Below are 17,538 nucleotides of genomic sequence, written 5' to 3'. Positions count from 1 at the left end.
GCGGCCAAGGCCGCCTGCACAGAGTAAAGGGCGCAAGGCCGCTTCACCCGTGATATTCCTGAACCTGGCTTACTCCTGGGGTACCACTTTGCCGATAAACGGCAGGTTGCGGTACTTCTGGGCGTAGTCGATGCCACAGCCGACCACGAATTCGTCCGGAATGGCGAAGCCAATCCAGTCGACCGGCACCTGCACTTCGCGGCGGGAGGGTTTGTCCAGCAGGGTGCAGATGGCCAGGGATTTCGGCTCGCGCAGGGAGAGGATCTCGCGCACCTTGTTGAGGGTGTAACCGGTGTCGATGATGTCTTCCACGATCACCACATCCTTGCCCTTGATGTCATCGTCCAGGTCTTTGAGGATGCGGACGTCACGGGTGCTGTGCATGCCGGAGCCGTAGCTGGAGGCGGTCATGAAGTCCAGGGTGATGGGCAGCTGGCACTGGCGGCAGAGGTCGGCCAGGAAGATGCAGGAACCGCGCAGCAGCGCAATCATCACGACTTCGTCAGAACCCTGATAGCGGGCGGTGATCTCTTCACCCAATTTGGCGATCCGGGCGGCTACTTCAGCCTCGGAGATCATCACCTCGACGGTGTGTTTCATCACTTACTCCCATAAGGCCAAAGGGGATTTGGCCGTTCATGAATATCAAAACCGATGATTCTACCACTCATGTTGAAGGGTGCTAGAGATACGTGGTGCTTTTATCGGCTTATTTTAATTGATAGAGTTAGCAGGCACTCAGGCATGATTAGTTAAAATACTATAAACACCATAATCAATAACTATTAGATGATAAAAACTATGGAACCACGCGCAGAAATAAGACGTCGTACCCGGCTGTCGCCGGAAGCTCGTCGCTCCCAATTGATGGAATGTGCCATCGAGGTGTTCTCCCGTCGCGGCATTGGCCGTGCAGGTCACGCCGAGATAGCCGAACAGGCCAAGGTCTCTGTGGCTACCGTCTTCAACTATTTCAACACCCGCGAGGAGTTGGTAGATGAGGTGCTGGCCGAGATCGAACGCTTTGTGAACCAGATGCTGTCGCAGGCATACGGTGACCAGGGCTCCATTTTCGACAAGATCCAGCGTCATGTACGCCTCTCTGTCGATGCCGCCTACGATCAACCGGATTATGCCGGTATCTGGCTGGAGTGGAGCTCATCGGTTCGGGAAGAGGTATGGCCCCGCTATACCCGGCTGCTCGATCAGTGCCTTGAGCTGATCGCCAGCGAGCTGCAAACCGCCATGGATGCAGGGGAGATCACCAGCGTGCTGTCAGCACAGGATCTGGCCCGCTCTCTGACCGGTTTTGGCTATGTGATGATGCAGATGATCAATCAACCTCAGCGCCCGGTGCGTCAAGAGGTGACTGATTTCCTGTTCAAGTACGTGACGGCGCCAATTCAGGCTCGCTAACACGGCTTAACGAAAAAACGGCGTCACTCATTGAGTGGCGCCGTTTTTTTATGGCCGGATATGGCGGTCCGCTCAGTGGTGGCCATAGCCCCAGCGGTGGGTCAACTCATGCTCGACACCCAGATGATCGAGGATGCGGGCGACCATAAAGTCCACCAGATCGGCGATGCTTTTCGGCTCATGATAGAAACCGGGGGCAGCGGGCATGATGGTCACCCCGAGCCGTGCCAGTTTCAGCATGTTCTCCAGATGGATCGCCGAGAAGGGGGTTTCGCGGGGCACCAGGATCAGTTGGCCGCGCTCCTTGATCACCACATCCGCCGCCCGTTCCAGCAGGTTGTCGGAGGTGCCGTTGGCAATGGCCGAGACGGTGCCCATAGAGCAGGGGCAGACCACCATCTGTTTGGGCGCGGCCGAACCGGAGGCCACCGGCGAGAACCACTCCTCCTTGCCGCAGGCGACAATCTGCCCCTCCTTGGCGCCATATTGGCGACAGAGATAAGCAGAGAGCTCTTTCGGCGAGCTCGGCCAATCCTGCTGCTGCTCGGTCTTGAGTACCACACGAGCCGCCGATGAGGCGAGCAGGTAGACCCGATAGTCCGCCTGCACCAGACACTGGAGCAGGCGCAGGGCGTAGGGGGCGCCGGAGGCGCCGGTCAACGCCAGGGTGATCGCTTTGTTCATAGTTCGCCGTGGTAATCCTTGAGGCGGGCGATCAGCTTGTCATGAATGCCACCGAAGCCGCCGTTGCTCATGATCAGAATATGGTCGCCATCGCGGCTCTCGGCCACCAGCCGGTTGATCAGGGTCTCCAGATCATTGAATACCTTGGCCGGTCGGGTCATATGGGCGGTCACCTCGCCGAGATCCCAGCCGATGTTGGGCGGCTGGAAGAAGAACACTTCATCGGCGCCATCGAAGCAGCCAGCCAGCTCCTCCTTGTGAACCCCCAGCTTCATGGTGTTGGAGCGAGGCTCCAGCACCGCCAGAATACGTGAGCTGCCTACCTTGGCGCGCAGGCCGCCGAGGGTGGTCTCGATGGCGGTGGGGTGGTGGGCAAAGTCGTCATAGACGCTGATGCCCGCCACTTCGCCCTTGAGCTCCATCCGCCGTTTGGGGGATTTGAACTGGCAGAGGGCGGCGATGCCATGCTCCACCATGACACCGGCGTGGCGGGCGGCAGCGATGGCCATCAGGCCATTGTTGACGTTGTGCTCGCCGATGCACTCCCAGTGCACCTCGCCCTGTTTTTCACCATCCAGCCACACCTCGAAGGCGGAGCCGTCATTGGCCAGCTTGACCGCCTTCCACTTGGCGTCGTCCTGACCTACCAGCTCCACTTCGCTCCAGCAGCCCATCTTGCGTACGGCGGTGAGGTTGTCATCCGCTTGCGGGAACAGCACCCGGCCGTTGCTCGGCACGGTGCGCATCAGGTGGTGGAACTGGCGCTGGATCGCGGCGAGATCCGGGAAGATGTCCGCATGGTCGAACTCCAGATTGTTCATCACCAGGGTGCGCGGATGGTAGTGGACGAACTTGGAGCGTTTGTCGAAGAAGGCGCAGTCATACTCGTCCGCTTCGATGACGAAGAAGGGGGCAGAGCCGAGACGGGCGGAGACCGGGAAGTTGCCCGGCACGCCGCCAATAAGGAAACCGGGTTCCAGTTTGGCGTACTCCAGCACCCAGGCCAGCATGCTGGCGGTGGTGGTCTTGCCGTGGGTGCCGGCAACGGCCAACACCCAGCGATCCTGCAGCACGTGCTCCAGCAGCCACTGGGGGCCGGAGATGTAGGGCAGATTGCGGTCCAGCACATATTCAACACAGGGGTTGCCGCGGCTCATGGCGTTGCCAATCACCACCAGATCCGGCGCCGGATCGAGTTGGGAGGGGTCATAGCCTTCGGTCAGTTCGATGCCCTGTTGCTCGAGCTGGGTACTCATGGGGGGATAGACATTGGCATCCGAACCGGTCACCCGGTAACCAAGCTGTTTTGCCAACACCGCCAGACCACCCATAAAGGTGCCGCAGATCCCGAGAATGTGAATATGCATACCGCTTCCTTTCGCAGTAAAGGGAAGTGCGCATTCTAGGGGGTGTTGCGGTGGTGGCACAAGCCGCACTCATGGTGAGAGGCCCACAGATGCAGCACCGGAGGCAGAAATCTTGGCGCTGTTGGGATATGCGAGATTGGAATGGGCTTGTGGGCTTTATTTGAGGCTTTATATTGTGTCGCACTTTCTTACAATTCTTCGGTTTTGTGACGCACTCTACAGTTTTACGATATCGCCCTTTTCTAAAGGAGAGTCCCCATGGGCAAGTTCCTGCTTTGCTATCTGGTCGGTGGTCTAGTGGCCATCAGTTGGGCTGCGTTGCCTGCTCATGGTCCCTGGGATCAGTGGGACCTCGCGATTTTTCATACCGTTAACGGCTGGCTCGGGCAGTCGGCTCTGTGGGCCGATCTGGTGGCCATCACCAATAACCGGCTGTTCGATCTGGCGGTGCTGGCCTGTATGGGGCTGATCCTGGCCCGCTGCTTCTTCGCCCGGGATTTGGCGGGTCGTCGCCAGCTGGTGGCGATGGGCATAGTGATGCTGCTGAGTGCTCTGGTGATCAACCAGCTTGGTCACCGATTGCCGGTGGAGCGACCCAGCCCGACCCTGATGGTGGCTGATGCGCTGCGGGTGACCCAGATCAGCGCTATTCCGACCAAGGACTCTTCCGGTGATAGCTTCCCGGGGGATCACGCCCTGTTCCTGATGATCTTCGCCGGTTTTGCCCTGCGCTATCTGCCGCGCTGGGCGGGAGTCACCGCATTGCTGATGGTGCCGATCTTTTCCGCGCCGCGCATTCTGGCTGGCGCCCACTGGTTTACCGATGTCTACGTCGGCGCGCTGGGGCTGGCGACCCTCTGCCTGCCCTGGTTGCTGCTGACCCCGCTGGCTGATCGGCTGATAGAGCGCATTGCCCCCCGATTGGCCCGTGTGCCGCTGCTGCGCAGTCAGACCCACTGATTGAACGTCGCAAAATAAAACGCCCCGACATGAAAATGTCGGGGCGTTTTGTTATCCACCCGCTAGATCATCAGCCTTGATAACCGTTAGGGTTGTTGCTTTGCCAGCGCCAGGTATCGACCATCATCTGCTCCAGACCGCGCTCTGCCTGCCAGCCCAGCTCGGCACGGGCCAGCGTCGGCTCTGCCCAGCACTCGGCGATGTCGCCCGGGCGACGGGGTTTGATCTGGTAGGGAATGGGTCGGCCGCTGGCCGCTTCAAACGCCTTGACCATCTCCAGTACCGAGTAGCCTTGACCTGTGCCCAGGTTGTAGGTGAAGACGCCGGTGTCGCTCTTGATGCGTGCCAGTGCTTTCAGGTGACCGATGGCGAGATCCACCACATGGATGTAGTCGCGTACGCCGGTGCCATCCGGGGTCGGGTAGTCGTTGCCAAATACCCCCAGCTCCTTGAGCTTGCCGACACCCACCTGGCTGATATAGGGCAGCAGGTTGTTGGGGATGCCGTTGGGATCTTCACCAATCAGGCCGCTCTCGTGGGCGCCGACCGGGTTGAAGTAACGCAGCAGTACGATAGCCCAGCGGGGATCGGATTTGGCGAGATCGCGCAGGATCTCCTCCACCATCAGCTTGGAGCGGCCGTAGGGGTTGGTGGCGCTGGTGGGGAAATCTTCCCGCAGCGGTACAGAAGCGGGATCGCCATAGACGGTGGCCGAGGAGCTGAATACCAGCCGGAAAACGCCAGCCTTGGCCATCTCTTCGCACAGCACCAGAGTGCCGCTGATGTTGTTCTGGTAGTAGGTGAGCGGGATCTGGCTCGACTCTCCGACCGCCTTGAGGCCGGCGAAGTGGATGACCGATTCGATCTGGTGGTTGGCAAACAGCTGCTGCAGGCAGGCTCTGTCCAGCACATCCCCTTCGATGAAGGTGACCGGCTTGCCGGTGATCTGCTCGACCCGCTTGAGTGACTCCGGTGAGGAGTTGGAGAGGTTGTCGAGTACCACGACCTGCTGCCCCGCGCCCAGCAGCTCAACCAAGGTATGGGAGCCGATATAGCCAGCGCCCCCTGTGACCAGTATTGTCATTTTTTATCCCGTGTTCTGGTGAAACTGGGGCAGAGTCTACCCGTCCTGCCCGCTCGGGAAAAGGTTGAGATGCCAATGACACCCGTTGTATACCTCAATAATCGAGACTGATATCCCCTTTCGCGGTGCAGGAGCAGGCCAGAGCAACGCCGCTCTCCAGATCCTGAGCACTCAAGGTCATCACGCTCTGGCGCTCGATGTCACCTGTGGTGGTGCAACGACAGCTGCCACATACCCCGGCGCGACAAGCCGCCATTATGGTTTCGCCCGCCGCTTCCAGTGCCGCCAGCAGGGTCTGACCCGGCAGGATCTTCACCTTTTTGCCGCTCTTTTTCAGGGTCAGCCAGAAGTGGTCGCTGGTGGTGGCGGGCTCTGCGGGAGGAAGACCAAAGGACTCCTGATGCAGTTGCTCCGGCGGCAATCCCAGCTCCGTCAGCATGGTTCTGACCGCCGCCATATAGGGGGCCGGGCCGCAGAGATAGACATGGCGTTCGAGCAGATCTGGAGCCAGTTCGGCCAGCATGGCGGGGGTGAGTCGGCCAATCCAGGGGTGATCTGCTGGGGCATCTTCCAGAATCAGGGCATGGCGTACACCGGCATGGGCCTCAGCCAGTGCAGCCAAGTCATTTGCGAAGATCACATCTGCTGGCGAGCGGGCGCTATGGATAAAGCGGATATCGGCATCCGGCCGTTTGGCCAGCTCGTCCCGCAACATGGACCACATGGGGGTGATGCCGGAACCGGCACTGAGCAGCAGTGGCCGTTCGCAAGGCAAGGCGGTCAGGTTGAAATCGCCGAACGGGCCATCGGCCCGGATCTCGTCGCCCACTTGCAGGGTCTGGTGCAGATGGCGAGAGACCCGTCCCACATACTTGATAGTCACTTGCCAGCATGCATCCTGCGGGCTGGAGGAGAGGGTATAGGCGCGGCACTCCGTCTGGCCGTCAATCTCGGTATGCAGGGTGATGCACTGGCCAGCCAGTACGGGAGGGAGGCTGCCGGAAAGCGGCACCAGTTGCCAGCTCACGACGTCGTGGGTGTTCTGTTGGCGGCCAATGCAGGTGAGGGTGAGAGAGGTCATCACAAGGCTCCTTAGGTTTGAAACGGGTTGAAAAACGTCTGGTGAAAAAGCCGGATCCAGAAAAAAGGCGAGCCGGGCGGCTCGCCAAACGCTTACAGCATGAGGTGCCGATCAGGCTGCCAGGATCTCGGCCAAGTCAGCCTCGGCCGTGGTGGTCCCTTTCAGGCCAAACTGCTCCTCCAGTACCTTGAGCAGCGCCGGGGTGAGGAAGGCGGGGGCGGTCGGGCCGGTACGAATGTCTTTCACCCCGAGGGAGAGCAGGGTGAGCAGAATGACGATGGCTTTTTGCTCGAACCAGGAGAGCACCAGCGTCAGCGGCAGATCGTTGACACCGCACTCGAACGCTTCGGAGAGCGCCAGCGCCAACTGGATGGCGGAGTAGGCATCATTGCACTGACCCACGTCCAGCAGACGCGGAATGCCGCCGATGTCGCCAAAGTCGAGCTTGTTGAACTTGTATTTGCCGCATCCCAGGGTGAGCAGCAGGCTGTCGCGCGGCGCCGCCTTGGCAAACTCGGTGAAGTAGGCGCGCTCGGCCTTGTCGCCGTCACAGCCACCCACCAGGAAGAAGTGGCTGATCTCCCCGGCTTTGACCTTCTCAATCACTGCGGGCGCAGCCTGCATCAGGGCGTTGCGGGCAAAGCCGATGGTGATGAAGTGCTCGAGCTCGGTGTGCTTGAAGCCTTCCAGCGCTTGGGCCTTGGCGATCACGGCGGAGAAATCATCCCCCTCCAGATGGGTGACGCCCGGCCAGCCGACGATGGAGCGGGTAAAGATGCGATCCGAGTAGTTGCCCACATTCGGGTCGATGATGCAGTTGGAGGTCATCACTACGGCGCCCGGGAAGTTGGCAAACTCCTTCTGCTGGTTCTGCCAGGCGGAGCCGTAGTTACCCACCAGATGGGGGTACTGCTTGAAGAAGGGGTAGGCCAGCGCGGGCAGCATCTCGCCGTGGGTGTAGACATGAATGCCGGTTCCCTTGGTCTGCTCCAGAATGAGCTTGAGATCCATCATGTCGTGGCCGGAGACCAGAATGCACTTGCCGGGGATCGGGGTGACCCTGACCTGGGTCGGCTCCGGATGGCCGAAGGCGCTGGTTTCACCGAGATCCAGCATCTCCATGATTTTGAAGTTGAGCTGACCGATCTCCATGGCACAGCTGAACAGCCGACCCATTTCGCTCGGGTCTGTGCTTAGCCAGCTCATGATGCGGTGGAATTCGGCGGCCACCTCGTCACTCTGCTGATCCAGCACCCGGGCGTGCTCCATGTAGGCGGCGGCGCCCTTGAGGCCGTAGAGGCAGAGCAGACGCAGCCCCATGATGTCTTCGTTCACTTCGTTCTTGCCCCGATTGGGGGCGGCTGGCGCGGCATGGGCAAGTTGTTCCAGCAGCTCGGCACCTGGCTCGAAATAAGCGGACTGTGGCAAGTCGTTGACCTGCACCGCCATGGCGGTCAGACGATCGGCCAACTGCTGGCGATAGGCGAGGGTCTGATTGACGTAGGCCACGATGCGATTCGAGTCGAAGTTGACGTTGGTGAGGGTGGCGAAGAAGGCCTTGGGCACGAAGGCATCGATCTCGCGATCTATGATGCCCTGCTCGCGGGCGGCCAGCGCCCAGGCGCTGAGCCCCTGCAGGGTATAGATCAGTACATCCTGCAGATCCGAGGTTTCCGCCGTCTTGCCGCACATACCTTGTGCGTAGGCACAGCCGTTGCCTGCCGGGGTACGAATTGTCTGTTCACATTGCACACAAAACATCATGTCTCTCCTAATTGGACATTTCAGTTGTCTGTTTTGTGGCGATTCTATTCCTCTCGCGAAAAACTTAATAGGCATTCAATTTGCCAATTAAGATTCCCTTGATGCAGATCAAAAACAAAAAAAGCCGCCCAAACAGGGCGGCAAGCGGGTGGATAAAAGGAGAGACAACTCAGGTTTGCAACAGAACATAACAATCAGACGGATTGGGCCGTGGTCTGGTCAGGAGCTTTCGGCCCGGTACTTACTCAAGCCGGCATACGTACGCTGTAGTCGGCTTGGTTCACTATCAGGCCAGATAAGCGCGCAGCATCCAGACCAGTTTTTCCTGCTGCTGCACATAGTCGGAGAGGATGGAGGCAGTGCCTTCATCACCGGCTTCGGCGGCCTGACCCAGAATACGGCGCTGGGCGACCAGCAGTTCGCGGAAGCTATCCAGCAAGGATTCGATACAGGCGCGGCCATCGTGCAGCCCTTTTTGCTCCGGGATGGCAGAGACTTTCAGGTATTCACTGAAGCTGTGCATTGGCACGCCATCCAGGGTCAGGATCCGCTCGGCCAGTGCATCGACTTTCAGCAGCAGGTCGTTGTAAATCTCTTCAAATTTCAGGTGCAGTTCGAAGAACTGGTTGCCACGGATATTCCAGTGGAAGCCGCGCACGTTCATGTAGAGGATCTGGTAGCTGGCCAGCAATTTATTCAACTCGGCTGCCAGGGCTTGTGATTGAGCAGTATCAAGACCAATCGGGCTTTTCATCATTCACCTCCAGATTTGGAAATCGGTTTGAAATTCTCTTTCGGAACGCAGTCAGAGTAACGCCTTGCAAAATGCAGGGACAATTGCTTGTGCCTAACTGTTTGATAGCTAATGGCTATCAAAAAGTACGCAGCAACAGGGGTAGTGGATGAGGATTAGGGGAAGTATTTTTCCAGCAGCGCCATCAGGATGGCCTGACACTCGCGGTCTGGTTTGCTATCGACCTTGCTGGCGCGAAAGTGGAGCTGAAAGGCGCCCATGACGGCGCGGCTCTGCTCATCCCACTGGCCGCTCCGGGGCAGGCCATAGCCATAGCGGGCCAGCTGTTGTTGCCACATGGTGGCACTCCATTCCAGCAGAGGGTTGGCAAGCAGCTCTGCCACCCGGTTTTCATCAGGCCAGGCGCCGACGCCATACTCCAGATAGAGCTGACGCCAGGGGAAGTGGGGGCCGGGATCCTGCTTGCGCTCGGGGGCGACGTCGCTGTGAGCCAGCACCTGGGTCGGCGGGATCCGGTAACGGTCGACCAGCTTGCGGCTGAGGGCGCCGACGGCAGCAATCTGCTGCGGGGTATAGGGTTGCCAGCGCCGCGCATCGGGGGCCAGCGGCTCATCTTCTGCTGGATAGCCGAGGTTGACGATCTCGATGCCAAGAGAGCTGGCATTGAGCCCGGCATATTGGTGCCAACGGCTGCGTCCGGCATGCCAGGCGCGCGCGCTGTCCGGCACCAGCTGATAGACGGTGAGCGGTGTCTCGTGGCTGTCGCGGGGGATCAGGTAGTGTGCGCTCACCTTGTGCTCCGGCTCGGTCAGCAGGCGCAGGGAGTTGGCATCGTCTTCGTCGGTGTAATGGAGGATCAGAAAGGCGATCCGCTCGTTCTGGTTGGCGCTCTGATAGCGGGTAGAGAGCTGGTATTCGGACGGAGTACAACCACCCAGCAGCAGAACCAGTGGCAGAAAGAAGGGGGGAAGAAGACAGCGCCAGCGCCATCCCCCTGCCACAGCCAGTCTGCTGAGCGTGGGAGGAGTGAGTCGCTGGCACATGTCGAAGGCCCGGTCTGGTCAGTCGCGCGGCTGGTTAGCCGCGGTATTTGGCCGTGAGGCCGATCAGGAAGTTGCGCAGGATCTGATCCCCGCAATCCTGATAGTGCTTGTGATCCTTGGAGCGGAACAGGGCACTGAGCTCGGACTTGGAGAGGTTGAAGTCGGCGAGCTTGAGGGTGCCGAGCATATCCTCTTCCTTGAAGTTGAGACCGATGCGCAGCTTGCGCAGGATCATGTTGTTGTTGATCCGGTTCGGGATCACCTGGGCCGGTGCATCTTCCCGCACGCCGCGGCGGGCGATGATGAAACCGTCGAGGAACTGGCTCAGGGCCGAGTCGGGACAGGCGACATAGCCTGCCTCTTGCTCTCCACCTTCCGCCGCCTCTTTCATCAACCAGCTGTGCAGCTGGGTGTGAGTGACCGTCAGGTTGCCCTTGGCAAACATCTCGACCATCTGGTCGTTGCTGATGGTGAGGGCGTAGCGCAGACGGCGCAGAATATCGTTGTTGGTCATGCTGACTCCTGTGTAAACGGCGCAACTTTACCATCTGGCAGCCCTCGCGTCAGAAAAAGCGGGGGCCGATACAGTTCAGGTCAAGCTCATCAAGCCTTGCCGAGATAGCGGGGCGCCTCTTGGCGCACCAGTTCCAGCGCATCTTGCAGCTCCAGCAGCTCGGGTTCCAGCTCGCTGACCGGCACGCCGTCACGCAGCTGTTGCTCCAGCTGGGAGAGCAGCCGTTGCAGCCCCGGCACCCCGGAATAGGCACAGCCACCGTTGAGGCGATGGAGCTGGGCCAGCACCTCGCTATCTTCAATTTCGCCAGCCAGCGCGCTATCCAGCACTGGTTCCACTTCGTCGAAACTGGCCAGCAGCATGGTCAGCATCTCTCTGGCGAGATGCTCTTTCCCCGCCGCCTGCCGCACCGCCAGTGCCCAGTCGATCTGTTGGGCACCATTATTCTGGTGGCGCCGATGGGCAAAGTCGGTGATGAGCTGGGCCAGCATGCTCTCGTCGATGGGCTTGGCCAGATAGTCGTCCATCCCCTGCCGGATCAGCCGCTCCCGTTCGCCGGGGATGGCGTGGGCGGTCACCGCCACGATCGGGGTGGTGGTGTTGAGGGACTGGTTGCGGATAGCCTGGGTGGCACTGATGCCATCCATGACCGGCATCTGGATATCCATGAAGATGATGTCGAACGGCTGGCTCTGGGCCTGCTTGACCGCTTCCTTGCCGTTTTTGCACACCACCACCTGACTCACCATCTCCTTGAGCATGGCGGCGATCAGCTTGAGGTTGGCGGCGTTGTCATCCACCGCCAGCACCTTGATTGGCTGCAACTGGCGCGGAGCAGGCTGGGCGGGCAGTTTCTGGCGGCTCGATTCCGGCGAGAGCAGGGCGTGCAGCAGCTTGCGGTGGTTGACCGGTTTGGAGAGACAGTGCTGGGCGCCATGGGCCAGCATCGCTTCATAGAGCGCTGGCTCGTGGCTGCTGAGCAGCACTATGGTGTTCTGCTGCTGGCCGTTCAGTCTGTCGAGACGGCCGAGCACCTGCTGCGGCGTATGCAGGGTGCTGCTGCCGATGATCACCATCTCCTGCTCGCTCATCTCAGGCCAGGGATCATCGCTGGTCAGTGGGTGCACATCGAGGTGCCACTCCGCCAACAGGGCGAGCAGGGAGGCTTGCGCGAAGGGATCCGGTTCCAGCAGCCAGAGCCGCTTGCCACGGATCCGATCCAGCGGCAATTGATCGGTCTGGGGCAGGGGGGATACCTCCACATCCAGACTGAAGGAGAAGATGGAGCCCTTGCCGAGCTCCGATTCAAAGCGGATCTGGCCGCCCATCTGCTGCACCAGCTTCTGGGTGATAACGAGGCCCAGGCCCGTGCCGCCATAACGGCGGGAGATGGATGAGTCGGCCTGATTGAAGGCCTGGAACAGCTGATGTTGCTGCTCTTGGGAGATGCCGATGCCGGTATCGCGGATCTGGACGTTGAGCCTCACCTTGTGGTTGCCACTGCCGGTCTGCTCGATATGGACATCCACGTTGCCTTGCTCGGTGAACTTGATGGCGTTGCCGGTGAGGTTGGTCAGCACCTGTTGCAGACGCATGGGGTCGCCGGTGAGGTAGTCCGGCACATCGGCATCCACCCGCAAGGAGAGCTCCAGCTGCTTGTCGTGGGCGCTGGGGCCGAGCAGGTGCATGGTCTCGTTGAGGGTGTCGCGCAGGCTGAACGGGATATGCTCCAGCTGCAGCTTGCCCGCTTCCAGCTTCGAGAAGTCGAGGATGTCGTTGATGATGCCAAGCAGGTTGCGCGCCGATTTCTCGATGGTCTGCATGTAGTCGGTCTGGCTCGGGGTCAGGCTGGTTTTCAGCAGCTGGCGGGTAAAGCCGATGACCCCGTTGAGCGGGGTACGCAATTCGTGGGACATGTTGGCCAGAAACTCCGACTTGACCCGCGCCGCCTCTTGCGCCCGTTTCTTGGCCATGTCGAGCTCGACGTTCTGGATCTCGATCTGCTCCAGGGTTTCGCGCAGGTCAGAGGTAGCCTGATCGATATTCTGCTGCATCTCTTCGTGATATTCGGAGAGCGCCTTGGCCATGGCGTTGATGCCATTTTTCAGCATATCCAGCTCGCCGGTGAGCTGGCCGCTGACCCGGGTATCGAGCCGCCCCTCCCTGATCTTGTGCACCGCCTGCACCATGTTGGTGATGGGCTGGGTCACGCTCTTGACCAGACGGAAGCCAAACAGGGTACTGAAGGCGACCCCGATGAGCACCATGATCACCGCAAAGAAGGTGTCGCGGTACTGCAGCAGCATGGCCCTGTCGGTCGCCATCTGCATCGAGATGTAGCCGATCATCGGCGGCTCTACATCGCTGGGTAGTGGGAAGCCATCCAGACTGGTTTCAGCCTGGATCGGGGTGCGCAAAATGATGTCGTCCCCCTGAAACGTCACGCTGGTCAGATCCGGAATAGGCTCGCCATCGGGCAGTCTGAGTCGGGTGAAATCCCGGTGGTAGTTCGAGGTAACGAACAGCTGGTTGTCCTGGGTGAAGACAGCGATGGACTTGATGAAGGGGGAGTTCTTGCGGTGGGTCAGGCCAATCAGTCGCTTGAGGGATTCTCGACTGTGCTGGGTCATCCCGTATTCACTGGCGATCGCCAGCGGTTCGATAATGTTGATCCCCTGATCAATGAGGTTGTTTTCCAGCTGCTGGTAGCGGTGGAAGGTGAAGTAACCGGCCATCAGGCCACCGATGATCAGGGTTGGCAGGATGGTGAAGGCGAGAACGCGTGCTCTCAGGCCATATTTGGTCATACGAACAGGCCACCAGTGAACAGGGTTGGCGATAGGGTTGATGGCAATACACGGGCTCTGTGGCCGTATTTGGTCATACTATTATTCTTGTGGGACAATACCCGGCAGCAGATTCCACAATCATGACATAGCCACCTATAGGCACCAAGTTTTATGGCCCAGTTTTTCAAGCCCCAAAAGAAGTCCACCCAGCTCCAACGCATTGAATTTACGATAGACACTCTCGATCACCACTGCGTCGGTATCGGTCGCCATCAGGGCAAGGCGATCTTCGTCGAAGGGGCTCTGCCCGGCGAGACCGTCAAGGCACGCATCACCGAAGAGAAAAAGCAGTATGGTCACGCCGCCTTGCAACAGGTGGTGACCCCGGTGGCCAATCGTATCGCTCCCTTTTGCGGCCACTATCGCGAGTGCGGCGGTTGCAGTGCCCAGCACATGTCGGTTGCCGATCAGCAAGCCGCCAAGGCGGCCGGACTGGTCAGCTTGTTCGAGCGGTTGGGCAACATCAAGGCGCCGGCGCTGGAGCCGGTACTGACCGGTGAAGATCGTGCCTACCGCCGGGTCTGTCGTCTGGCCATCAAATTTGACAAGAACGGTCGCTGCACCCGGGTCGGTTTCCGCCGCCGTAACAGCAACGATCTGGTGGAGATCGACAGTTGCCCTGTGCTGGCCGAGCCGCTCTCTGCGCTGATTGCCCCGCTGCGTGAGTGCCTCAATCGCCTCAAGAGCCAGCGCGAGCTGGGCCATGCGGAGCTTATCCAGGCCGAGCAGGGGATCATGATGCTGCTGCGTCACACCGGCCGTCCCAATGAGGCGGATCGCGCCCTGCTGGTGGAGTTTGCAAAAGCGCAGGGGATCGACCTCTATCTGCAAGCTGCCGATGATCGCATCGAAGCGCTGCAGCAACAATTTTCCCCATCCTACTCGCTGGATGGCCTGTCTCTTGCATTTGCCCCCGGTGATTTCATTCAGGTCAACGGTCCCATCAACCAGAGCATGGTGGAGCAGGCGCTGACATGGCTCGGGGCGAGCAAGGATGACAAGGTGCTCGATCTCTTCTGCGGTATCGGCAACTTCACCCTGCCGCTGGCCCGTCAGGCTCGCGAAGTGGTGGGTGTGGAAGGTGAACTGGCCATGGTGCAGCGGGCCGAAGAGAACGCCCGTCGCAACGGCATCAGCAATGCCCGTTTCTACAAGGCCGACCTGAGCGATGACATCGTCGGCATGTCCTGGGCGCGGGAAGGGTTTGATCTGGTGCTGCTGGATCCGGCTCGTCCCGGCGCGCTGGAAGTGATGGGACACGTCGTGAAACTTTCCCCCAAGCGGGTGGTCTACGTCTCCTGTAACCCGGTCACCCTGGCGCGGGACAGTCAGGTACTGGTGAAAGGGGGTTACCGTCTGGTGCGCCTCGGCATGCTCGACATGTTCCCTCACACCGGTCATCTGGAGTCCATGGCGCTGTTTGAACGGGAGTAAATGACTCATCAGTTTGGCGATGCCGGATAGGTCATCCGGCATGTTCGTTACTCTTTGAGCAGGTGTGTATATGAAGTAATCCTGCTCATCGGTACGGCGATGCGGATGTGTAATCTGGCATGTCTGCGGCTGTTTGAGCTGGTGTGATTGGGGTAATCTAGACCCTCGTCGTTCGGCAGGGCCTGTTGGTGCGCTCTATTGTCTTTCTGGACAATATGCCTTGAAAAGTGCGCTGGATATCCCCATTTGAGGCAATCTCATGAGGGGGGAAAGTGACAGCTTTCGGCCCGATAATTTAAAGGATTGATACCATGGTTGCGGTTCGCGATATTCATTTGAAAGACAACTTCACCCTGGAAGAGTGGGTCAGCTCACTCTCCTTGAGTGACAGTGAAAAGGATCAGCTGCGAACCGTCTATCAGTATTGTCTGACGCTCGGTGACGAGGCGCTGACCAGCAAGCTGCTGGTGCGTGGCATCGAAATGGTGGGCATTCTGCAGATGCTCAGCATGGATATCGGTACCCTCAAGGCCGCCATCATCTACCCCTTCGTCGAAGCCGGTCTCATCAGCCAAGAGCGGATGGACGAGGACTTCGGCTCCAAGATCGCCAAGCTGGTGGAAGGGGTGCTGGAGATGGAGGCCATCCGCTCCCTGCAGACCCTCCATCGCAGCGAAACCTCGCCGGAGCAGGTCGACAACGTGCGTCGCATGTTGCTCGCCATGGTCGAGGATGTGCGCGCCGTGGTGATCAAGCTGGCGGAGCGGATCGCCTGCCTGCGGGAAGCGAAGACGGCAGATGAAGAGACCCGGGTGCTGATGGCCCAGGAGATCACCAACATCTATGCACCGCTCGCCAACCGTCTCGGCATCGGCCAGCTCAAGTGGGAGCTGGAAGATCTCGCCTTCCGTTACCTGCACCCGGATACCTACAAGCAGATCGCCAAGCAGCTCGATGAGAAGCGGCTCGACCGCGAGCGCTACATCCGCGAGTTTGTGCAATCCCTGCGTAATGGGTTGAAAGAGGCGGGAGTTGACGCCGAGGTGTACGGTCGGCCGAAACATATCTACAGCATCTGGCGCAAGATGCAGAAGAAGCACCTCGAGTTCAACGAGTTGTTCGACGTGCGCGCGGTGCGGGTAGTGACCAAGCGGCTGCAGGATTGCTATGCGGCGCTCGGCATAGTCCACACCCAGTTCCACCACATTCCCCGCGAGTTTGACGACTATGTCGCCAACCCCAAACCCAACGGCTACCAGTCGATTCACACCGTAGTGGTGGGGCCGGAGGGCAAGACTGTCGAGATCCAGATCCGTACTGACCAGATGCATCAGGATGCCGAGCTCGGCGTCGCGGCGCACTGGCGCTACAAGGAAGGGGCACAGGCTGGCGGCAAGGCCAACACCTTCGAAGACAAGATCGAGTGGCTGCGCAAGCTGCTCGCCTGGCAGGAGGATCTCTCCGAGAGCGGCTCCCTGCTGGAAGATCTGCGCAGTCAGGTGTTCGAGGACAGGGTCTACGTCTTCACCCCGAAAGGGGATGTCATCGACTTGCCGGCTGGCGCCACCCCGCTCGATTTTGCCTATCACGTCCACAGCATGATCGGTCACCGCTGCATCGGCGCCAAGATTGACGGCCGCATCGTGCCGTTTACCTATGCGCTGCAGACCGGCGATCAGGTGGAGGTGATCACCCAGAAAGAGCCGAACCCGAGCCGCGACTGGATGAACCCCAACGCCGGCTTCCTGCGCTCCAGCCGGGCGCGGGCCAAGGTGGCGACCTGGTTCAGAAAACTGGATCGGGACAAGAATATCGTGGCCGGTCGCGAGCTGTTCGAGAAGGAGCTGGATCGCCACAACCTCAGCATGTCCAAGATCGACAAGGGCAACATGCTGCGCCGCTTCAATCTGGAGAGCACCGACGATCTGCTGGCTGGTATCGGCAGCGGCGATATCCGAATCAACCAGGTGCTCAACTATCTCGACACCTGCTACAACAAGCCGACGGCGGAAGAGGAAGATCGCCGACTGCTGGAGAAGCTGGAGCAGAAGGCCAATGCGCCGATGCGCCACAAGCCCAAGGATCACATAGTGGTGGAAGGGGTCGGCAACCTGATGACCCATATTGCCCGCTGCTGTCAGCCGATCCCTGGGGACTCCATTCAGGGCTTTATCACCATGGGGCGCGGCGTTTCGATCCACCGGGAAGATTGCGAGCAGTTGAAAGAGTTGTCACGGCGCAACCCTGAGCGGCTGATCGATGCGGTGTGGGGTGAGAACTACTCCGGCGGCTATGGCCTCACCATCCGGATCATCTCCAACGATCGCTCCGGCCTGCTGCGCGATATCACTACCGTGCTGGCCAACGAGAAGATCAATGTGATGGGGGTGCGCTCGCGCTCCAACGTGCGCGAGCAAACCGCTGAGATCGACATGGAGCTGGAGATTTACAACATCAACGCCTTCAACCGGGCGTTGGCCAAGCTCAGTCAGCTCAACGATGTGATCAGCGCCAAGCGGCTTTGATAGCGAACCGACCGGCCCCAGTGGCCGGTCTGCATTTACGACCCTTTTTGAACAAATCGAAAG

General features: G+C 59.7%; 14 protein-coding genes. 4 read left to right on the top strand and 10 right to left on the bottom strand.

Features of this window, described 5'->3' with window-relative positions:
• Positions 1-69: 69 nt before the first annotated feature.
• Positions 70-600, bottom strand: coding sequence for a hypoxanthine phosphoribosyltransferase (gene hpt, locus AB5Z02_RS02230; RefSeq protein WP_005335618.1), 531 nt, complete (start codon positions 598-600; stop codon positions 70-72).
• A gap of 201 nt (positions 601-801) precedes the next feature.
• Between hpt and AB5Z02_RS02225 the strand changes: the two genes are divergently transcribed.
• Positions 802-1,416 (top strand): TetR/AcrR family transcriptional regulator, encoded by a 615-nt coding sequence (locus AB5Z02_RS02225; protein WP_005335617.1) that lies wholly within the window; start codon positions 802-804, stop codon positions 1,414-1,416.
• A gap of 72 nt (positions 1,417-1,488) precedes the next feature.
• Here AB5Z02_RS02225 and AB5Z02_RS02220 read toward each other — a convergent pair whose 3' ends face one another.
• Together AB5Z02_RS02220 and mpl are read right to left on the bottom strand one after the other, a co-directional pair.
• Complete coding sequence (locus AB5Z02_RS02220) at positions 1,489-2,100, bottom strand: flavin prenyltransferase UbiX (protein ID WP_231719835.1); 612 nt, start codon at positions 2,098-2,100, stop codon at positions 1,489-1,491.
• Positions 2,097-3,467: a UDP-N-acetylmuramate:L-alanyl-gamma-D-glutamyl-meso-diaminopimelate ligase gene (gene mpl, locus AB5Z02_RS02215; RefSeq protein WP_368215137.1), complete on the bottom strand. Its 1,371-nt coding sequence runs from the start codon at positions 3,465-3,467 to the stop codon at positions 2,097-2,099. Before mpl ends, AB5Z02_RS02220 begins: the two co-directional genes overlap by 4 nt.
• Positions 3,468-3,725: 258 nt before the next feature.
• Between mpl and AB5Z02_RS02210 the strand changes: the two genes are divergently transcribed.
• Positions 3,726-4,427 (top strand): phosphatase PAP2 family protein, encoded by a 702-nt coding sequence (locus tag AB5Z02_RS02210; protein ID WP_139735326.1) that lies wholly within the window; start codon positions 3,726-3,728, stop codon positions 4,425-4,427.
• 70 nt (positions 4,428-4,497) lie between these two features.
• On the opposite strand, the gene galE is transcribed toward AB5Z02_RS02210, so the two are convergent.
• The 7 genes from galE to barA form a co-directional block, all read right to left on the bottom strand.
• Positions 4,498-5,511: a UDP-glucose 4-epimerase GalE gene (gene galE, locus AB5Z02_RS02205; RefSeq protein WP_236303169.1), complete on the bottom strand. Its 1,014-nt coding sequence runs from the start codon at positions 5,509-5,511 to the stop codon at positions 4,498-4,500.
• 94 nt (positions 5,512-5,605) lie between these two features.
• A complete protein-coding gene (locus AB5Z02_RS02200) occupies positions 5,606-6,592 on the bottom strand; it encodes an FAD-binding oxidoreductase (protein ID WP_368215135.1) in 987 nt (328 codons plus the stop codon).
• A 111-nt stretch (positions 6,593-6,703) separates the two neighbouring features.
• Positions 6,704-8,353 (bottom strand): hydroxylamine reductase, encoded by a 1,650-nt coding sequence (gene hcp, locus AB5Z02_RS02195; RefSeq protein WP_368215195.1) that lies wholly within the window; start codon positions 8,351-8,353, stop codon positions 6,704-6,706.
• Positions 8,354-8,642: 289 nt separating this feature from the next.
• Positions 8,643-9,110 (bottom strand): Dps family protein, encoded by a 468-nt coding sequence (locus AB5Z02_RS02190; protein ID WP_368215194.1) that lies wholly within the window; start codon positions 9,108-9,110, stop codon positions 8,643-8,645.
• A gap of 155 nt (positions 9,111-9,265) precedes the next feature.
• The gene (locus AB5Z02_RS02185; RefSeq protein WP_368215134.1) at positions 9,266-10,153 is read right to left on the bottom strand and encodes an N-acetylmuramoyl-L-alanine amidase; all 888 of its coding nucleotides are present in this window, start codon (positions 10,151-10,153) and stop codon (positions 9,266-9,268) included.
• 34 nt (positions 10,154-10,187) lie between these two features.
• Complete coding sequence (locus AB5Z02_RS02180; protein WP_368215132.1) at positions 10,188-10,667, bottom strand: DUF1456 family protein; 480 nt, start codon at positions 10,665-10,667, stop codon at positions 10,188-10,190.
• Between the two features lie 89 nt (positions 10,668-10,756).
• Complete coding sequence (barA, locus tag AB5Z02_RS02175) at positions 10,757-13,474, bottom strand: two-component sensor histidine kinase BarA (protein WP_368215130.1); 2,718 nt, start codon at positions 13,472-13,474, stop codon at positions 10,757-10,759.
• A 153-nt stretch (positions 13,475-13,627) separates the two neighbouring features.
• On the opposite strand from barA, the gene rlmD reads away from it, so the two are divergent.
• Positions 13,628-14,950 carry a 23S rRNA (uracil(1939)-C(5))-methyltransferase RlmD gene (gene rlmD / locus AB5Z02_RS02170; RefSeq protein WP_368215129.1) on the top strand — a complete coding sequence of 441 codons (1,323 nt, stop codon included), beginning with the start codon at positions 13,628-13,630 and terminating at the stop codon, positions 14,948-14,950.
• Positions 14,951-15,261: 311 nt separating this feature from the next.
• On the top strand, positions 15,262-17,475 hold the full coding sequence (gene relA, locus AB5Z02_RS02165; protein ID WP_005335588.1) for a GTP diphosphokinase: 2,214 nt from the start codon (positions 15,262-15,264) through the stop codon (positions 17,473-17,475).
• Positions 17,476-17,538 lie beyond the last annotated feature (63 nt).

The organism is Aeromonas sp. R2-3 (assembly GCF_040908375.1).
Lineage (GTDB): Bacteria > Pseudomonadota > Gammaproteobacteria > Enterobacterales > Aeromonadaceae > Aeromonas > Aeromonas veronii.
The sequence above is the reverse complement of the archived record's forward strand: the minus strand, read 5'-3'. Positions and strand labels throughout refer to the sequence as shown.

Bases quoted from the DNA above. Each gene is read 5' to 3' on its own strand.
- AB5Z02_RS02220 (WP_231719835.1), bottom strand. From the start codon at position 2,100: ATGAACAAAGCGATCACCCTGGCGTTGACCGGCGCCTCCGGCGCCCCC.
- AB5Z02_RS02190 (WP_368215194.1), bottom strand. From the start codon at position 9,110: ATGAAAAGCCCGATTGGTCTTGATACTGCTCAATCACAAGCCCTGGCA.
- rlmD (WP_368215129.1), top strand. From the start codon at position 13,628: ATGGCCCAGTTTTTCAAGCCCCAAAAGAAGTCCACCCAGCTCCAACGC.
- AB5Z02_RS02185 (WP_368215134.1), bottom strand. From the start codon at position 10,153: ATGTGCCAGCGACTCACTCCTCCCACGCTCAGCAGACTGGCTGTGGCA.
- AB5Z02_RS02210 (WP_139735326.1), top strand. From the start codon at position 3,726: ATGGGCAAGTTCCTGCTTTGCTATCTGGTCGGTGGTCTAGTGGCCATC.
- barA (WP_368215130.1), bottom strand. From the start codon at position 13,474: ATGACCAAATATGGCCTGAGAGCACGCGTTCTCGCCTTCACCATCCTG.
- AB5Z02_RS02200 (WP_368215135.1), bottom strand. From the start codon at position 6,592: ATGACCTCTCTCACCCTCACCTGCATTGGCCGCCAACAGAACACCCAC.
- galE (WP_236303169.1), bottom strand. From the start codon at position 5,511: ATGACAATACTGGTCACAGGGGGCGCTGGCTATATCGGCTCCCATACC.
- relA (WP_005335588.1), top strand. From the start codon at position 15,262: ATGGTTGCGGTTCGCGATATTCATTTGAAAGACAACTTCACCCTGGAA.
- hcp (WP_368215195.1), bottom strand. From the start codon at position 8,353: ATGTTTTGTGTGCAATGTGAACAGACAATTCGTACCCCGGCAGGCAAC.
- AB5Z02_RS02180 (WP_368215132.1), bottom strand. From the start codon at position 10,667: ATGACCAACAACGATATTCTGCGCCGTCTGCGCTACGCCCTCACCATC.
- AB5Z02_RS02225 (WP_005335617.1), top strand. From the start codon at position 802: ATGGAACCACGCGCAGAAATAAGACGTCGTACCCGGCTGTCGCCGGAA.
- mpl (WP_368215137.1), bottom strand. From the start codon at position 3,467: ATGCATATTCACATTCTCGGGATCTGCGGCACCTTTATGGGTGGTCTG.
- hpt (WP_005335618.1), bottom strand. From the start codon at position 600: ATGAAACACACCGTCGAGGTGATGATCTCCGAGGCTGAAGTAGCCGCC.